Annotated in this window: 14 protein-coding genes; 5 read left to right on the forward strand and 9 right to left on the reverse strand. The window is 33.7% G+C overall.

Going from position 1 to position 18366, the window contains the following annotated elements; translation table 11 throughout:
- Positions 1–171: 171 nt before the first annotated feature.
- Entirely contained in the window at positions 172–864 is a 693-nt protein-coding gene (locus tag BM246_RS12940; protein ID WP_042506235.1) for a peptidylprolyl isomerase, read from the reverse strand.
- Positions 865–868: 4 nt separating this feature from the next.
- Here BM246_RS12940 and BM246_RS12945 point away from each other — a divergent pair, with 4 nt between their 5' ends.
- The 4 genes from BM246_RS12945 (at position 869) to BM246_RS12960 (ending at position 5212) form a co-directional block, all read left to right on the forward strand.
- Positions 869–1510 carry an NUDIX hydrolase gene (locus tag BM246_RS12945; RefSeq protein WP_074938454.1) on the forward strand — a complete coding sequence of 214 codons (642 nt, stop codon included), beginning with the start codon at positions 869–871 and terminating at the stop codon, positions 1508–1510.
- A 61-nt stretch (positions 1511–1571) separates the two neighbouring features.
- Positions 1572–2369, forward strand: a complete 798-nt coding sequence (locus tag BM246_RS12950; protein WP_042497856.1) for a lysophospholipid acyltransferase family protein — start codon at positions 1572–1574, stop codon at positions 2367–2369.
- Between the two features lie 40 nt (positions 2370–2409).
- The gene (gene recQ / locus BM246_RS12955) at positions 2410–4566 is read left to right on the forward strand and encodes a DNA helicase RecQ (protein WP_074938456.1); all 2157 of its coding nucleotides are present in this window, start codon (positions 2410–2412) and stop codon (positions 4564–4566) included.
- A 67-nt stretch (positions 4567–4633) separates the two neighbouring features.
- Positions 4634–5212 carry a pentapeptide repeat-containing protein gene (locus BM246_RS12960; protein WP_227805829.1) on the forward strand — a complete coding sequence of 193 codons (579 nt, stop codon included), beginning with the start codon at positions 4634–4636 and terminating at the stop codon, positions 5210–5212.
- 244 nt (positions 5213–5456) lie between these two features.
- Here the strand turns inward: BM246_RS12960 and BM246_RS12965 are convergent, their stop codons facing one another.
- The 7 genes from BM246_RS12965 to BM246_RS12995 form a co-directional block, all read right to left on the reverse strand.
- Positions 5457–7328 (reverse strand): B12-binding domain-containing radical SAM protein, encoded by a 1872-nt coding sequence (locus BM246_RS12965; RefSeq protein WP_074938458.1) that lies wholly within the window; start codon positions 7326–7328, stop codon positions 5457–5459.
- 58 nt (positions 7329–7386) lie between these two features.
- Positions 7387–8529, reverse strand: a complete 1143-nt coding sequence (locus BM246_RS12970) for a fibrinogen-like YCDxxxxGGGW domain-containing protein (protein ID WP_074938460.1) — start codon at positions 8527–8529, stop codon at positions 7387–7389.
- Positions 8530–8787: 258 nt separating this feature from the next.
- On the reverse strand, positions 8788–9468 hold the full coding sequence (locus tag BM246_RS12975) for a Lipl32 family lipoprotein (RefSeq protein WP_042506272.1): 681 nt from the start codon (positions 9466–9468) through the stop codon (positions 8788–8790).
- A gap of 41 nt (positions 9469–9509) precedes the next feature.
- Positions 9510–10127: an SIMPL domain-containing protein gene (locus tag BM246_RS12980; RefSeq protein ID WP_074938462.1), complete on the reverse strand. Its 618-nt coding sequence runs from the start codon at positions 10125–10127 to the stop codon at positions 9510–9512.
- Positions 10128–10153: 26 nt separating this feature from the next.
- Positions 10154–10573, reverse strand: a complete 420-nt coding sequence (locus BM246_RS12985; protein WP_074938464.1) for a hypothetical protein — start codon at positions 10571–10573, stop codon at positions 10154–10156.
- Positions 10574–10943: 370 nt separating this feature from the next.
- The gene (locus BM246_RS12990) at positions 10944–11588 is read right to left on the reverse strand and encodes a response regulator transcription factor (protein WP_074938466.1); all 645 of its coding nucleotides are present in this window, start codon (positions 11586–11588) and stop codon (positions 10944–10946) included.
- Positions 11589–13685: a tetratricopeptide repeat-containing sensor histidine kinase gene (locus BM246_RS12995; protein WP_074938468.1), complete on the reverse strand. Its 2097-nt coding sequence runs from the start codon at positions 13683–13685 to the stop codon at positions 11589–11591.
- Positions 13686–13936: 251 nt separating this feature from the next.
- Here BM246_RS12995 and BM246_RS13000 point away from each other — a divergent pair, with 251 nt between their 5' ends.
- A complete protein-coding gene (locus tag BM246_RS13000) occupies positions 13937–16255 on the forward strand; it encodes a type IA DNA topoisomerase (protein WP_074938470.1) in 2319 nt (772 codons plus the stop codon).
- 112 nt (positions 16256–16367) lie between these two features.
- On the opposite strand, the gene BM246_RS13005 is transcribed toward BM246_RS13000, so the two are convergent.
- On the reverse strand, positions 16368–18224 hold the full coding sequence (locus tag BM246_RS13005; RefSeq protein WP_074938473.1) for a M1 family metallopeptidase: 1857 nt from the start codon (positions 18222–18224) through the stop codon (positions 16368–16370).
- Positions 18225–18366 lie beyond the last annotated feature (142 nt).

Consider the following 18366-nt stretch of genomic DNA (forward strand, 5'->3'; position numbering starts at 1 on the left):
TTTGTGGCTTTATATTCTGTTTTTATGTTTAGAAATAAGGTATTATAAATTAACCCAAAGCAGCCTAGTAAATTATACTATTAAGCAGCCTTTATCAATTATAGGTATCGTACTTCCTGTATTATTTGTGTTTTGTTTTTGAACTAAAATTAAGAGCGAAATAGCAAGTGGCTATTCAATAATTTCACAATCACGAATATATATATTCTGTAAAGGCCAATCGCCTTTACCGGTTTCTACAGCTGCAATTTTATCAATAACATCCATCCCACGAGTTACATGTCCGAAAACAGTATAATCGCCATCTAGAAAATGCGATCCGCCATGTTGCTGAATAATAAAAAACTCGTACGGCGACGCTAGTTTATGTGGGTTTTCAATGGCACTACTTGGCATCGAAATAACGCCTCTATCATGTTTAAAACCACGTTTAGTATCTGGCGGAAGCAAGTATTTACCTATTTTTCCTCGCTTTTTAGAAATTTTCACATCATCGCTATTTCCGGCTTGCACCATGTAATTGTCAATAACGCGATAAAACTGTGTATCCACAAAATATTTTTGCTTTGTTAAAAAAATAAAATTTGATCTGTGAAATTTAGTTTCATTATAGAGTAAAATATCAAAACTTCCAAAATCGGTTGTTATACGTACTTTGTTCTCTTTATGGTGTTTATCATATTCTAGAAAAAACTCCATAGCACTTTTGGAATCTAACTTTTCAAAAGTATCCTCTTTTTTAGGTTTAGCATCCTTTTTAGTCGTTTTTGTAACTACCGTTTCTGTTGTTATTTTCTTCTTAGATTGTTTATCTTCACAATTCAGAAATAAAAAAAAGAAACACAAAAGCAAACCTATACGCATATCAATGAATTTTGATGAATTTTTAGAATCGATTTCAAAAATAAAAAATATACCGCTACCAGCCGAGGCTTCTCAGTTTAAAATGGTGCCTTCTTTTAGGCAAGAACTTTTAAGGCAGCAGAAGGACGCTATTAAAAATGCTAAAAAAGCAGGTGTTTTAGCTTTATTTTATCCTAATAACGAAAACGAAACAACCTTTGTTTTAATACTTCGGAAAGTCTACAAAGGCGCGCATTCTGGACAAGTCGCTTTTCCCGGTGGGAAGTTAGAATCTATCGATAAATCGTTGCAAGATGCAGCAGTTCGCGAAACTTTTGAAGAGGTTGGTGTGCCTATCAAAAATATTAAGGTTATTAGAGAATTAACCGAGGTTTATATTCCGCCAAGTAACTTTTATGTGCATCCGTTTATAGGTGTTTTGCAGAATCAACCCGATTTTATTAAACAAGATGATGAAGTTGAGGCCATTATAGAAATAAAATTGCAACATTTTTTAGATGAAAAAATAGTCATTAAAAAAACAGTAAAAACCTCGTATAGTATTGAAGTCGAGGTGCCTGCATTCAATTTAAACGGACATGTAGTTTGGGGAGCAACAGCAATGATGCTTAGCGAAATTAAAGACTTATTAAAACAGCTTTTGTAATCTGTTAGAATTGTTACATTTGTATTTTAGTATATTAACTAATCAATTTGACGTGTGATTTATGGGATTGTTTAAAAGAAATCCGTTCGGACATATATTGTTTTTAAAGAAATGGCTAATTAGAATCTTTGGTGTGATAACACATAGAAGGTTTCGTGGCTTTAATGAACTTCAAATTGAAGGCTCTGAAATTATAAAAGATTTACCTGGTACCAATGTGCTTTTTGTATCAAACCATCAAACCTATTTTGCAGATGTTGTAGCGATGTTTCATGTGTTTAATGCGAGTTTAAGCGGAAGAACAGATTCTATAAAAAACATAGGTTATATCTGGGATCCAAAACTTAACATTTATTATATAGCCGCCAAAGAAACGATGAAAGCTGGTTTATTACCAAAAATATTAGCTTACATGGGGTCTATTAGTATAGAGCGTACTTGGAGATCGGAAGGTAAAGATGTTAATCGTCAGGTTAAAATGAGCGATATTTCTAGTATAGGGAAAGCTTTAGACGATGGTTGGGTTATTACCTTTCCACAAGGTACAACTACACCTTTTAAACCTATCAGGAAAGGAACAGCGCATATTATTAAACGTTACAAACCAATTGTTGTACCAATTGTTATCGATGGTTTTCGTAGATCGTTTGATAAAAAAGGATTATTTATTAAGAAGAAAAATATATTTCAATCTTTTGAAATTAAAGAACCTTTAGAAATAGATTACGAAAACGATACGCATGCAGATATCGTAGAAAAGATAGAATATGCTATAGAGCAACATTCATCTTTCTTAAAAGTAGTTTCACAAAAAGATCTAGCAGCTCTGGAGGAATTAAATAAAAAGCGCGAATGGTAAAACATTATGCTTTTAATGTTTACCGTTTACACTTAAATTAATGCCCAGAACAGCCACTAACGATCAGGTGTTTTCAAACTTAAAAAACTATTTTGGTTACGATTCTTTTAGAGTAAATCAACAAGATATTGTAGAGTCTGTACTCAATAAAAAAGACTGCTTGGTTATTATGCCAACAGGAGGTGGTAAATCTATTTGTTTTCAGCTTCCGGCGTTGTCCTTTAAAGGCGTTACCATTGTTATTTCTCCGCTTATAGCTCTAATGAAAGATCAGGTCGATGGTTTAAACGCCAATGGTATTCCTGCATCTTATTTTAATAGTAGCCAAAGTAGCGAAGAGCAATTTGCTATTATAGAAAGTGTTATTACAGCAGAAATAAAACTACTTTATGTTGCTCCAGAAAGTTTAGCGGCGTTACAAAATATTTTAACTGAAAAATATATTAGCTGTGTTGCTATAGACGAGGCGCATTGTATTTCTTCTTGGGGACACGATTTTAGACCATCGTATCAACAACTTGGTTTTTTAAAATCTACATTACCTAATATTCCGTTTATTGCCTTAACTGCTACTGCGGATAAAGCAACTAGAGAAGATATTGTAAAACAATTACGCATAGAACATGCCGAGCGTTTTATTTCATCTTTCGATAGAAAAAATATAGGATTGGAAGTTAGAACGGCCAATAACCGAATTTCTCAAGTAGTTAAATTTATAAATGCCAGACCAAACCAGTCGGGAATTATTTATTGCTTAAGCCGAAAAACTACAGAACAGCTATCTAAAAAATTAAAAACCAATGGCATTCATGCGGAAGCGTATCATGCCGGGTTAAATTTTGATAAACGAAGTAAAGTTCAAGAATCTTTTATTCGTGATAAAACCCAAATTGTTTGTGCAACCGTTGCTTTCGGTATGGGAATAGATAAATCTAATGTGCGTTGGGTGGTGCATTATAATATGCCTAAAAACATTGAAGGTTATTATCAAGAAATTGGGCGTGCAGGACGAGATGGCTTAACCTCGCATGCGTTATTATTTCATAGTTATGCCGATGTTATTCAATTACAAAATTTTGCAAGCGGTGCTACCAATGAGGCTGTACAGATAGCGAAATTAGATAGAATGAAACAGTTTGCAGAGTCAACCACATGCCGACGTAAAATTCTATTAAGTTACTTCGGAGAGTTGCTTGGTGGCAACTGCGGGAATTGCGATGTTTGTAAAAATCCTCCACAGTTTTTCGATGGTACTGTAATTGCTCAAAAAATTCTTTCGGCAGTCTATCGTTTACAAGAAAAAGAAGCGATGGGAATGATTATCGATGTGCTTCGTGGTTCGCAAAACGCGGCTGTTTTGGCAAAAGGTTATCAAAATGTACGCACGTTTGGTATTGGTAATGATATTGCTTGGAAGCATTGGCAACATTTTGTAATTCAACTTATAAATCAAGGGTTTTGCGAAATTGCATTTCATAAAAATAATGCTTTGCAACTTACCGAGTTTTCAAATAATGTGCTGTTTAAAGGAGCCAAAGTCGCGCTAACAAAACCATTAGTGATTACAGAAATAAAACCTGTTATTAAAGAGAAACATACACGAACAAAAAGGAGCAAAACCACAAAAACAAAAACAAGAACAAAAACTAAGGTTGTAGCTAATAGTTTATTTGAACGCCTTAGGAGATTACGATATAAAATAGCACAAGAGGAAGATATTCCTGCTTATTTAGTTTTTAGTGATGCTACATTAAAAGAAATTGAAAAAGAGCGCCCATTAAGTGATGACGATTTTTTAAGAATTAGTGGAGTAGGGCAGCGTAAACTTGAAGTTTATGGTGATGAGTTTATGGCTGAAATCATGAATTTTATGGGGTCTAAACCTAAAAAAGTTAAAAAAGGTGATACTTATATAAAGACATACAATTTGTACAAATCGGGTTTATCAATAGATGAAATTGCTATGCAGCGTAAGTTAGGTACAACCACTGTTTACTCGCATATTGCTAAGTTATACAGCATGGGCAAAGAAATTAATCTATACGATTTTGTTTCTAAAAGCGATGTTGAAGCTGTACGAAAAGCTAAAAAAGCTCTTGGTTCTCCAAAAGCGCTCCGTGCGTATTTTGATTATTTTAATGAGAGTATCGACTATTTTAAAATTCGTTTAGCATTAAGTATTATTGAGAAAGACTAATTGTTTTTAATTAGAGTTTCGTTTAAAATAAGTTAACTTCGGTTTTTAAGTCTATAAATTTTTATAAATGATGTCCGCACCTTTATTTGAAGATGAAATTTTCGATAAACAAGATTATTCCGTAAATCGAATTCCAAAAGGCGATTACGAATATTGTACGTTTAAGAATTGTAATTTTTCTGAAGGGTTTTTATCGGAAGTTAGATTTTTAGAGTGCGAGTTTATAGATTGCAATTTTAGTTCGGCAAACCTAACAAGTTCATCGTTTCAGGATGTTAAACTTTTAGGATGTAAAGTTTTGGGTGTGCATTTTGAAAGTTGTAATTCTTTTGGATTTGCATTGTATATTGAAAACTGCCAGCTTAATCACTCTTCCTTTTATCAAGTAGATTTAAGTTATACTAAAATGATTAATTCTAAACTTCAGAGTGTGGAATTTACTGAGGCTAATTTAAGTCGTTGCGCTTTTGATGATTGTGATTTTCAAGGTGCTACTTTCGAAAATACTAATTTAGAAAAAGCAGATTTCCGAAAAGCTATTAATTATAATATTCACCCTGAAAGAAATAAAATTAAAGGCGCTAAGTTTTCTTTGGAAGGCATTGAAGGCCTTTTAATGAGTTATGGTATTGTGGTTGAGAAGTGAGTTTTGTAAGGTTTATATGTTTTGATTGTATCTGTTATGTCGCCGCAAGGAGATATCGCGTTATAGATTTAGAGAATGTGAAAAATCTACTCAAGGACGAGCTTAAACAAAAACAAATTTTTAGATAAAGTTAAACCTCAGTAGTTTTTTCCGCGTAAGGGATTGCAGAGAAAAGCCCACAGCCCGACAAAGGAGGTGCGAGGACTTGTAACGTAAAGCCCGACCCTTTTCGGGTAACGCCCAATTATTTTATAGCCAATTCTTCTAAAAAACTTTCTATTAAACCTTTAGAATGACTTGTTGGAGGTATTGGGAAATCGAACCAATTTTGTAAGCTATCTTGGAGTCCGGCATTGTTTAAATAGTTGTGTAATGCCAAGTTTAGACCTTTTGTGTATTTAGGATGATCGGCGCCTTGTACGTCTTTATGGTACAGATCGTTTTGTGCAAAACCTTCGAAAATTGGGCCTGTTATTTGGATACTAAAGGCTTCTGGGTTTTGACCAATTGGGCTGTGTATTGTGGTTGTAAATTGGTGCCAAAATGCCGATTGTATACAGTTTCTCTCGAATAATTGCCTTACGACCTCTAGAGAATCGATGGTTTCTTGCTCGGTTTGGGTTGGAAATCCATACATGAGATAGGCGTGAACCATGATATTGTTTTGTGAAAAATGGTGTGTTACTCGGGTAACTTGTGCAATATCCACACCTTTTTTCATTTTAGATAATAAACGGTCTGAGGCTACTTCTAGTCCGCCGGTTACGGCTATACAACCTGATTGTGCCATGATTTGGCATAAGTCGAAATCGAATGTTTTTTCGAACCTAATGTTTGTCCACCACGTAATCTCTAGATTTCTTTTTATAAGCTCTTTCGATAGCGCGCGTAACATTTTTGGTGGTGCAGCTTCGTCTACAAAATGGAAGCCTGTAATGCCGGTGTCTTTTATTATTTTCTCGATTTTATTGACTAAATCTACAGCGGTTGTATTTTGGTAATTGCCAATATAGTCTAGGCTAACATCGCAAAAGGAGCATTGTTTCCAGTAGCATCCATGAGAAATGGTTAGTTTATTCCATCGGGCATCGGTCCACATACGATGCATGGGATTTACAACGTCTAAAAAAGAGACGTATTTATTATACGGTAATCCTGAATAATTTGGTGCAGGAAGATTTTTGTGGTGATAAATGGTATTTGGAATCTTGTTTTTATAAACCACCTTATTGTTTTCTAGAACAAATGTGCGCTCTAGTTGGTCGATACCGATGTTGCCATCGAGATAGTTTACCATTTTTAATAACGGGCCTTCGCCATCATCGAGAGATATAAAATCGACAAATTCAAAAATTCTAGGATCTTCTAGTGAGCGTAATTCGGTGTTGCAATATCCGCCTCCAAAAGCCACATGAATATCTGGAAAAAGTTGCTTAATAAATTGTGCACAGCGTAAGGCTGCGAATAAATTCCCTGGAAAGGGAATAGTAAAACAAACTAAATTTGGATTGTGATTTTCAATTTGAGCCACTAAAATATCGAGCATTTGCTCTTCGATAAGTGTAGGCTGATAACTTAAAAACTCGTCTAATTGATTGAAACTACTTGCTGATGTAGCTATTTGCTCGGCGTATTTGGTGAACGCAAAAAACTCGTCGACGTTGGCTTGTATAAAATCGCCTATTTCTTCAATAAAAAGTGTAGCGTAATGTTTGGCTTTGTCTATAATACCTAGATCGCCTGCTGCCCATTCAATTTTGGTGTTAACATGTTTTAAACGATGACCTTGTGGTAAAAAATCGGCTTTTAAAATTTTATAAGCTGTTTCAATATCATGCTTTTGTAAAAAAGCAATAACGGTATCTACTCTAGAGATGTAGAGTGATTTCATTTTACTAACTTCAGGGTAATTATAATTACCCAAAGCTTTTGCTTCCGTAAACATGGCGCGCAAAAAATCACTTTTAAAAACAGCCGTAAATAGCTCAATGCTTAAATCGCAATGTGGCACAGTTATATCGTGTATTTCCAGAAAGCCTTTTAAATAAGCTGTTGCTGGATATGCTGTGTTTAATTGCGTAAACGGTGGTGTTATAAAAAGGGCTTTGGTTTGCATGCTGCAAAGATAGCCTTCTTAAAAAAGAAATAACTAAGTGTAAATGTAATATTTGGATTTAACGAATAAATAATTGAACATGATTTACTGCAGTGCTGTTTGATGGAATGCCTCCGCCCCATGGGTTAACACTACCTATAGAGTAAAACCAGCTTCCGCTATTTACTGAGCCGTCTAAATAAGTACTACCTCCTGATAGCTCTAAACCTCCCCAACTATTATTAGTCATATCAATATTAATTGCGTTGTAACCAGTTACAGGTCTAATTGTTGAAGCACTTGTTCTTGGGTCGAAGGTTTGGCTCCAATGGTTTCTTAAGCCTAAGGTTGGGTAATATATTCTAAACTCGTAGGCTGCGGCGCTTTTAATTTCGTCTAGTTTACTTAAAATAGAATATTTATTAGTAGTTAAGCCTGGGGATGCGACGTTAAATTCGCTGGCTTCTGCGTCGTTTGTCCAATAACCACCTGCGGTATTGTGGTTAAATACTAAGGTCCATCCGCCTCCGTCGTTTGTCATATCGCAATAGCAATCGTAGGCAGGGTTTGGACCGCTTCCATCTGGGTCTACAGAATATATGCCATCGGTTGTGGAGCCTGCATTAAGGTATGCCAGGCAACTCGATAAAACAGATGTAACGCCTATATTTATATTACAGGTGTCTCCTTTTTCTGTATAAGTGATAGTAAAGCTATCGGTTTGTTCGGCTATTGGGGTTCCAGATCCCGAAAGCGTAATGGTATTTAGGCCAATAGCACTAAAGACTCCTGAGGCAGAAAAGCTATAACCATTAACGGTATTTGTACTTATGTTGTAAGTTTCTATTGAATTAACAAGAACATCTACCGTAATGGTGTTCGCGCTTGTTAGGGGTGTACCTATAGCATACCCGCCATTAGATGCTGGAGAACTACATTCTAAAGCATTGGTTGGAGATTCTCCTAAACAACCCGACCAAGCTGTACCTTTGTAATATTGAAAGCACTTGCTGTCTAGATTGTAAATAAACAAACCTTCGGCAGGAGCTGCAATAGCATTTCTTTCTGTTAAGGTCATTCTAGGTAGTAAAAGACCTTGTGTTTGAGAATTAATTTCTAAGATCGATGATGGATCTGGAGTTGTGGTACCGATACCAACTTGAGAAAAAATTTGGCAATAGTTTACCAGGCATAATAGTAATGCCAGAGGGATCTTTTTCATTATTTAGTGTTCTTAGGGATTACTAAAATAGATAAAAAAAGCTTAGTGATGTTGTGTAATTTGTAAGTCGCTGGTTTATTGGTGAGTTATGAAAATACTTGAAATATTTATGATTACAATAGCTTACAAAGTGTGTTTTAAATTCGGTTTATAGATGTAATTTTTAACTTTCTTTTGGTGGGTTTTAAAATAAAAAAAGCATCTCTTTTAAAAGAGATGCTTAATTAAGTTAAGAAAAAGGATGTCTGTAATTTTGTATTATAGTCCTTTTTTTAATTCTGCAATAGTTTTGGCCATAACAACACCTGGTAATTTTACTGGAGCTGCAACTTCTGCTAAAAATGTTCCTTTAACTTCACCTGTTTTGTAAGTTGTAAAACCAATTCTGTATAAACCAGCAGTTAAAGCTTTTGTTGGGCTTCCAACTTCACTTTTGTATCTTAATAAAGAGTTGTAGCTGCTTCCGCTTGGTTGCTTAGGCATTTCGCTACTGTCATCGTTACTCGCAAGTCTTGTCCAAGTTGCGTTTTTAGCAGCTTCTTCAGTAATATTTTCTTTTGTGAAAATAGTAGAACGTTCTAAAGTGATGTAAGTATCAAAATAATCGCTAGAAGAAGCATTTTCTGTGTAAGCCGCAGACTCTATTGCATCTTTAATTTTTGTTTTAGCTACAGGAGAAAGCATTCTAACTCCTAATTCTGGAGCAACAGCAGGAACCCATAAATAAATGTAGTAGAACTTTTTACCATCTACAACTTCATCTTCATTTCCTGCAGAAGCATATCCTAAATAAGATATTACATCTGTGTAAGGTACTTTAATAGTTTTTGGTCCGATTTTCTTTTCAATAGAACTTCCAAACTTTTTTAATTTTTGTGCTTCTGCGTTAAATATTGCACAGAAAGCAAATATTGATAATGCGGCTAATTTAATTTTCATGTTTTTTTAAAATTGAAATTTGTTAATAATAGACATCCTTTTTATTTTAGTTCGAAAGCTACAGTGACACTATGAGGTTGTAAACTTGTAGTGCCATAACTTTGAATATACTGCATGTTTGTGTTTTGATCTGAAATGCTTACAATTTCACCTATAGTTTTATTTAATTTTTTAGCTATAAGTTCTGCTTTTTCTCTGGCATTTTCAATGGCTTTTGTTGAAAGTGCTGCCAATTCTTTATCGGTTAATTTTTTAGGTTCCACTTCACTACTAGCAACCGATACGCCAGACGCTTTTAAGTTTATTATTTTTCTAGCTTCATCCTTATTGGTTGTTTTTAAATAATAATATGCCGTTTCTCTGTTTTGTCCGTAAGACATGGCTAGCTCATAATAGGTGTTTCTTCTAAACCTACTAAAGTCTATACCTGCTTCATCTAATTTTTTGATGTAATTGCGTGTTACATCTTCTAAAGATGTGGCTTCCACTTCCACTTGTCCATCATAAACCATTATTTGTTGCAAGGCAATTATAACGGTGTAATTTTGGTCGATTATGGTCTTTTCTGTTTCACCAATAACAGAAATAGTGTTGCTTTGCTCTTGCGAAATTAGGGGAATTGTACAGAATAAAGCTACTAAATAGATGAGTTTTTTCATGATAATCTAAATTAATTTTTAACTTTTTAGAAGAATAATATAGAAGCTACTATCATCCAGGTACCTACGAATAAACCTACAATACCAAGTTTACCTTGTTTTGGTGCTAATTTCTCTCTAAGTGCTACTGCTTTTTCTTTTGCAGCTTCATTTTTAGATAAAACAAATTTGTTAATTAGGCTAAATCCTAACATAAAACCTAAAACAGCTTGCACAAGACTACCTGCTAGTAATGTTACCCACCAGATTGGGAAAGTTGTAATCCAACCTAAGTTTAAAATTGAAAAGATAATACCCCAAACACCGTAGAAACAAAAAATAATTCCAATCCAACCTTGGTAAGGTTCTATTTTGTCTAAAAGTTCTTTTGCGTTAGGTTTTTTTGAAAGTAATAAAGAAGGTACTGCAATGATACTTAATAAGATTAATGTAATTCCGAAAGTCATAATTTTGATTTTTAAAAGTTAATTTTTATTTGTTTTTCTTATAATAAGCATGTTAAGGTTTTGTTTGTTTTTAACTTACCATGTGTCTTATTTTCTTGTACAAAAGTATAGCAATAGAAGCCCTAGAATAACCCCGTATTAGGTGAAAATCAATACCCTGAAAACAGGGTGTTTTGTTTTAGTTGGTTGATTTTTAGTTGTTTGTTGTTGCTGTTTTTTTTGTGTTTATGAAGTTTTTTAGATGAAAAGTCAAAATTGAGCTTATTAAATAGAGTTAGAGTGTGTTTAATAGTGCTAAGGAGATTTTACGCATAAAAAAAGACGCTTTAAAAAAGCGCCTTAGTATTATATTATAATTAGTGTTTTATTATTAAGATGAAACGTAACCTTTTTTTATAGCGTATTTGGTAAGGCCAGCAAGGTTTCTAACATTAAGTTTAGTAATTAAGTTTTTTCTGTAACTCTCAATAGTGTGTTTGCTTAAAAAGAGTTTATCTGCTATTTCTTGAGTGGTGAATTCTTCTGCAATTAAAGAGATTACTTCAACTTCGCGCTTTGTTAGTTTAATCTCTTTTTCTTTATTTTTTTCAAACTTATTTTGAAGATAAATATCTTTTATTTCTTTTGAAAAATACTTTTCCCCTCCCAAAATAGTTTCAATGGCTTTTAGAAATTCTTCCTTTTGTGCGTTTTTTTGAAGGTAGCCATCTACATTGCTTTCTATTAAATCATCAATAATTTCTGGTGTGTTATGCATGCTTACTACCAGTGTTTTTATGGTTCTATGGTTTTCTTTAATCCATTTATTTAAAGTAATGCCATCTACTTCGGGCATGGTAACATCGGTAATAACTAAATCGATTTGTTCTTCGGTATTTATCGATATATATTTTTGCACATGGCCACCATGCTTAGCTGTAAATATAATATTGTAATTGCTTTCTGTTTTAAGAATACTTAATAAGCCATCTAAAAACATTTTATGGTCGTCGGCAATAATAAGGTTATGCTTCATTTATTTTTGTTCTAAGGGGATTTCTATATTAATACTTGTGCCTCTGTTTATTTTAGAGTCAATATGTAATGTGCCATCGTAATCGTTTACTCGGTTCTTAATATTGGTTAAGCCAATACCTAGAGTAGTTACAGATACATCAAAGCCTTTGCCGTTATCTTCATACATAAAAAAGATACAAGAGTTTAGTAAATCTAATTGAATATCTATAGTGTCGGCGTCGGCATATTTGAGCGTGTTGGTTGTTAATTCCTGAAAAATAGAAAACAACTCGTTTTGCAATATTTTGTTTAGTGTGTTTATTTTTTCTTCATCATAAAAATGAATATTAATTTTTATGTTGCTCGCCTCTTGTACGGTTTTTATATATTCTGTAATTAAAGATACAAAGTCATTTTCTCTAATTTTTTTTGGTAATAAATTATGCGATAAGTTTCTAACTTGCTCGTAAGTATCATCGAGTTGGCTGTAGATTAATTGCGCTTTATCTGGGTGGTTAGAAAGCTGACTGAACTGTAATTTTATCGCTGCTAAATTTCCACCAATGCTATCGTGCATTTCTTGAGCAATCTTTTTTCGTTCTAAATCTTGTCCTCTAATAGACGCTTTTATAATTTTTATTTCCTGATCTTTTTTCAACGAATTAACGCGCTGTGCGTTAACCTCTTTTTCCTTTAGGTTAAGTAAACTCTGAGCTTGTAATTTTTGATAGTAAATAACCAATAAACCAATAGTGGGTACTAGTAAAATGAAAAAGGCACCAAGCACAATATGTTTTATGGTTTTTTCTCTATCTAATTCTAAGGCCTTTAATTGCTCTTTTTCTTTAAGTATGGCTATTTCGCTCTTTCGTTTTTCTGCGCGATTTTGTAATTGTAAAACTTCATTTTCATTTTGTTTAGCAATAATAGCTTTTTGAAGTTCGTACTTTTCTATGGCAGCATCTTTGTTTTTTATGTTTAAACTTTTATTTAAGTTTTCTATTTTTAATAGCTTTATTGTCTTTTCTTTTTCAAGCGTTTCAAACTTAACTTCTAAGCGGTTAATCTCTTCTTTTGTTTGCAGATTATCTATTGAGTCTTTTATTCTGGAGTAGCGCTTACTGTATGTGTAGGCCGTGCTATAATCTTCTTTTCGGGCTGCTAGTTTTTCTAACATCAAATAACTATTCATTTGAATGTTTAAAGCGTCAGAGTTAATAGCTTTTGTTAAGGTATTTGCATAGATTAAAATGGCTTCATTATTTCTTTTTTGATTGTAAAATACTGTGCCTAATTTATCAGATATGATAAGCTCTAAATTATAAAAATTATTTTTAATACTTATTTTTTTAGCTTCACCATAGGTGTAAATAGCTTGATCAATCTCGCCATTGTTTACGTAATTATCGCCTATATTAATAATAACATTTACTAAAGCTTGTTGTTTGCTATTGTCTTTTTCACAAATAGCTTTGGCTTTCTGTAAGTAAATATTAGATAATTGATATTGAGAAAATGATGAGTAAATAGAGCCTAGATTTATATAGCTTCCTAAAATAATTTCGGCGTCCTTAGAGTGTTTAATGCATTTCTCAAAAAGCTCTTTAGCTTCTTGTGTTTTGTTTAGAGCAATGTAAGTACTTGCTAACCCGTGTATATGTGAATAGTAAAGATTTGTTTCGTTATGTTTTTCGCTGAGTTCGGCGCCTTTAATGTGCCATTTTTTACTTTCGTGATATAAACCTTTGTTTTTGTTGTTTAGAGCCAATAACTGGTATGCTAATATGGTTAGCCGGTTGGCTAAAGAGTCGTTAACAATAGATTTATGAGCAAGAGCTTGGTTAGTGTAATAAATAGAAGAGTCTATTTCTGCGTAGTTATTATGGTAATAGGCCAGTAGTAAATTGGTATTTGCAATGGCTTTATTGGTTTTAAATTTTTTTAAAAATTGATGAGCTTCTTTGTACGCTTTTTTTGCCGAACCAGAATTAAAATGGTGGTATAGTTCATCCACTTTTTTGTCTTCTAATTCTATAGAAGTCTGTGTTTGCGTCAAACCAATAGTGCAGTAGCATAAAAATAAATATGCAATTATGTTTTGTAACTTAAAAGGCATTCGCAAATTTAGGCTTTGTAGCAAGTATTAATATCCCTGAATTCAGTGATTTGTTGGTTTAAAATAATGAGGGTGTTTTAATATAAATATTTAGCCTTAAAACAATTAAGGTCAAAATCATGGTTTGATACAACAAATTTAAAGATAATATCTTTTACGAGCATTTAAATTCGTTAATAACTCGTTATAAAAGGCGCTTTGAATACCATGCAAAATCCTTATTTTGCACCTTCTATTTTAAAGCCAAATAAGTGAAAGTCTGTATAGCTGAAAAACCAAGTGTTGCCCGCGAAATTGCTACCGTTCTAGGAGCAAATACTAAACGCGATGGGTATTATGAAGGCAATGGTTATGCGGTAACTTATACTTTTGGACACCTTTGCACGCTTAAAGAACCTAACGACTATAAGCCTTATTGGAAAAGTTGGGATTTGAATAATTTACCCATGTTGCCAGAAAAATTTGAAACCAAAGTGGTTGCGAATGATGGTATTCAAAAGCAATTTAGAATTGTAAAAAGTTTATTTGATAAAGCCGATGTTGTAATAAACTGCGGTGATGCCGGGCAAGAAGGAGAGCTTATACAGCGCTGGGTGATGAACGAAGCTGAGTATAAAGGTAAAGTAGAACGTTTGTGGATATCATCATTAACAACGGAAGCCATAAAAGAAGGATTTCAGAATTTAAAACCTTCTGAAGATTACGATAATCTATACTATGCAGGGTTTTCTAGAGCCATAGGCGATTGGCTTTTAGGGATGAATGCTACACGCTTATATACCGTAAAACATGGCGGTTATAAACAAGTGCTATCTGTTGGTCGAGTACAAACACCAACTTTAGCCATGGTAGTGGGGCGTTTTAAAGATATTGAAAATTTTAAACCACAACCGTATTGGGAATTACAAACACTGTATCGTGAAACATTATTTAGTTACGAGGAAGGTCGTTTTCTTAAAAAAGAAGATGGTGAATCTATGGCTAATAAGGTAAAGGAGAGTGAATTCGAAATACAATCTACCACTAAAAAGAAAGGTAAGGAATACGCGCCAAAACTGTTCGATTTAACAGGCTTACAAGTATATTGTAATACGAAATTTGGATTTTCTGCAGACGAAACTTTAAAAATTGTTCAGAAATTATATGAGCAAAAAGTAGTAACTTATCCAAGAGTAGATACCACTTTTTTACCAAACGATGTGTATCCAAAAGTACCTGGTATACTTCAGAAGTTAACGAATTATTCCACTTTAACGCAACCGCTTTTAGGGAAGAAAATAAAGAAGTCTACTAAGGTTTTTAACGATAAAAAAGTAACCGATCACCACGCTATTATTCCAACAGGAATTCAAATTAATCTGCAGTACAATCAGCAACAGGTTTACGATATTATTGTAAAACGTTTTATTGCTGTTTTTTATGATGAGTGTATCGTGTCTAACACTACTGTTTTAGGAAGTGCGGCCGACGTTGTTTTTAAAACCACAGGAAAAGAAATTTTAGAGAAAGGTTGGCGCGTTGTTTTTGAAAACCCGAACGCTAAAGAAAAAGAATCTGGAATTTTACCAACCTTTGTCAAAGGTGAAAAAGGACCGCATGAGCCATCGTTTTTAGAAAAGGAAACCAAACCACCAAATCAGTTTACGGAGGCAACTTTATTACGTGCCATGGAAACAGCGGGTAAACAAGTGGACGATGAAGAGTTAAGAGATTTAATGAAAGAAAATGGTATTGGTAGACCATCTACACGAGCCAATATTATTGAAACACTTTTTAAAAGAAAATACATAAAACGTAATAAAAAGCAAGTATTACCAACAGTTACGGGTATTTTGTTGATAGACACTATTCAGAATGAATTGTTGAAATCTGCCGAGCTCACAGGATCTTGGGAGAAACAATTAAAAGATATTGAAAAAGGGACGTATAGTGCCGGAGCGTTTATAAAAAACATGAAACGCATGGTAGATGCCTTGGTTTACGAGGTAAGAAGCGAAACTAAACGTGCCAATATTTCACAAGCTAATGTGGTTAAAAACCGTGCAGCAAAGGCAACTGTTAAAAAGCAAGCCGGTATTATGGCTGAGGTTTGTCCAAAATGTAAAAAAGGTCAGCTTTTAAAAGGAAAAACAGCTTATGGCTGTAGTGCTTATAAAGACGGCTGTAAATTTGTTTTACCTTTTAGTTTTGGTAATAAAAAAATATCTGAAAAACAATTTATACGTTTGCTTCAAAAAGGATCTACAGTAAATTTGAAAGGTTTTAAAACCGAAGCAGGAACTGTGGAGGGTTTGCTACGTTTTGATGATGATTTCAAGTTGAAATTAGAACCGAAAGTAAAAGTTGAAAAAACAGAAAAAGCAGCAGCGACAGCAGAAGGAGATTCTGATGTTTTAACTTGCCCAAAATGTAATGTAGGTAAGGTTTTAAAAGGAAAAACAGCTTATGGTTGTACTGCTTATAAATCAGGTTGTGATTTTAAAATGACTTTCGATACCGTTAAATCTAAAATTAACGGCCAAAAACCAACTAAAGCCTTGGTTTATAAAATTCTGAAAGGGGAAGTGTAATCTTTTTTTATTGTTACGAGTATTGTTGTTATGTCGACGCATGGAGACATCACACAAGTTTTTTAGCTCACTGTTATGATATATCTCCTCACGTCGATATGACTTGAGAGTGTTATTCAGAAACAAACCCCAACATAGCATCAATAGTGTTCACAGTAACTGAATGATAATTGTTACGAGCTTTTTTGTAAATCACTAAAGCGTCATCGGTTTTATTATTTCTTTTAAAAGCTTTATAAATAGTTGAAACATACCAACGGCGACCAACTTCGGTTAAAAAAGTTTCAATCTTTTCATCTACATTATTACCATGATAATCATGATTGATAGCTTGCTCGTACCAAACCATAGCAATGTAAGAGTTGTTAGAGTTGGTTAAATTGAACGTGCTATCCAGTAATTGCATCTGTTCAGTATTCATGTCTTCAGGGAAATTACGAACAAAATGTACCCATTCTTGAGGCGTCCAATTATTTGTTTTTTCCTGATCGATGTTGTTTGTTTTAACAAAATCTTGGACTATACTTTCAACTTGTTCAAATTTATCAGAAACAATAATAGCTTGGTTTTCAGGAATACCTGGTTGGTAAATCCATTCTTCCGTGTTAAACGTTATACCATTTTTTTCTAATAGATTTTCATTTAAATATTTGATGAATTTTTCAGTGTTGGTTGTTGAAAATGCATGAGATTCAAAATAATTTTTCAGGAAAACATCAAATTTTTCACGACCAACCGTTTCTTCTAAAGTTCTTAAAAACAGGTACCCTTTATCATAAGCAATACTGTTCATGCCGTCGTCAGGATTTCTTCCGTTAAGGTCAAGTTTTAGTTTGGTATCATTCGGTGAATCTTTTAAACCTTCTAGTTCTTCTTCTAAATCTTGTCGACCTATTCTTGCCAACATATTTGCGCGATCTTTTCCGTAAAGCGCTTCCATAATACGCATTTCAAAGTAAACGGTAAAACCTTCGTTAAGCCAAAAATCGTCCCAAGTGGCATTGGTTACTAAGTTTCCAGACCATGAATGCGCCAACTCGTGTGCAATAAGTGAGGTTAAACTTTTATCGCCAGCAATTACAGTTGGTGTAGCAAAAGTTAAACGTGGATTTTCCATACCTCCAAATGGGAAACTTGGTGGCAACACAATAACATCAAATTGTTCCCAAGCATATTTACCATATAGTTTTTCTGCAGAAGCAACCATGTTTTCCATATCCGAAAATTCAAAATGTGCTTTGTCTAGCATCGATTTTTCAGCATAAACACCAGTTCTGTTACTTATTGGTTTATAAGCTATATCTCCAACGGCAATGGCTATTAAATATGGTGAAATGGGTTGAGTCATTTTAAAGTTGTAAACACCATCTGCAGTTTTTGTTTTAGGGTTTTCAGCACTCATAACCGCCATAAGTTGTGCTGGCACGGCTACTTTTGCGTTGTATGTTACTCTAATTTGAGGGCTATCTTGTATCGGGATCCAAGTTCTAGTTAAAATCGCTTGACCTTGAGTAAATAGAAATGGCTGTGCTTTATCGGCTGTTTGTTGAGGTTTTAACCATTGTAATGCTTCTGTTTTGTCTGTGGTTTTGTAGAAAACAGTAATACGTTTAGTCTCTGGTTTTATTGCTATTTTTAAAGGGTTTCCTAATTGAGAATCAAAAGCTCCTAATTTGAAATTAGTGTCTGTGCCATCGGCTTGTACCTTTTCAATTTCTAAGAATTTTGAGTCTAGAATAATTTCGGAGGCATCGTTATTGTTAATTAAATAAGAGGCTGTTCCCGAAATAATTTCAGTATCGAAATCGACTTTTATATCTAAATCTAAATGCGTGATAACCGCTTCATTTGGTTTAGCGAACGAGTGTGGTTCTTCAATATAAGTCATTAAAGAGGTTTGTTTTTTTGCTTTTTGGCAGCTTGAAAATAAAAGTATTACGCATCCTAATAGTAGTAGGGCCTTTTTCATATAAAATTTAATGTTTTGATAATTTATTACGAAGTTACTCGTTTTGGTTTAAAAAAAAGAAATAAACTAACAACGAAAAAAATAAGTGTACCTTTGCGGCTTAATAAAAAGGAGATGGTGTTTACTACATAAATTGTCATCT

Source organism: Algibacter lectus, assembly GCF_900112395.1.
In the GTDB taxonomy this organism is placed as follows: Bacteria; Bacteroidota; Bacteroidia; order Flavobacteriales; family Flavobacteriaceae; genus Algibacter; species Algibacter lectus.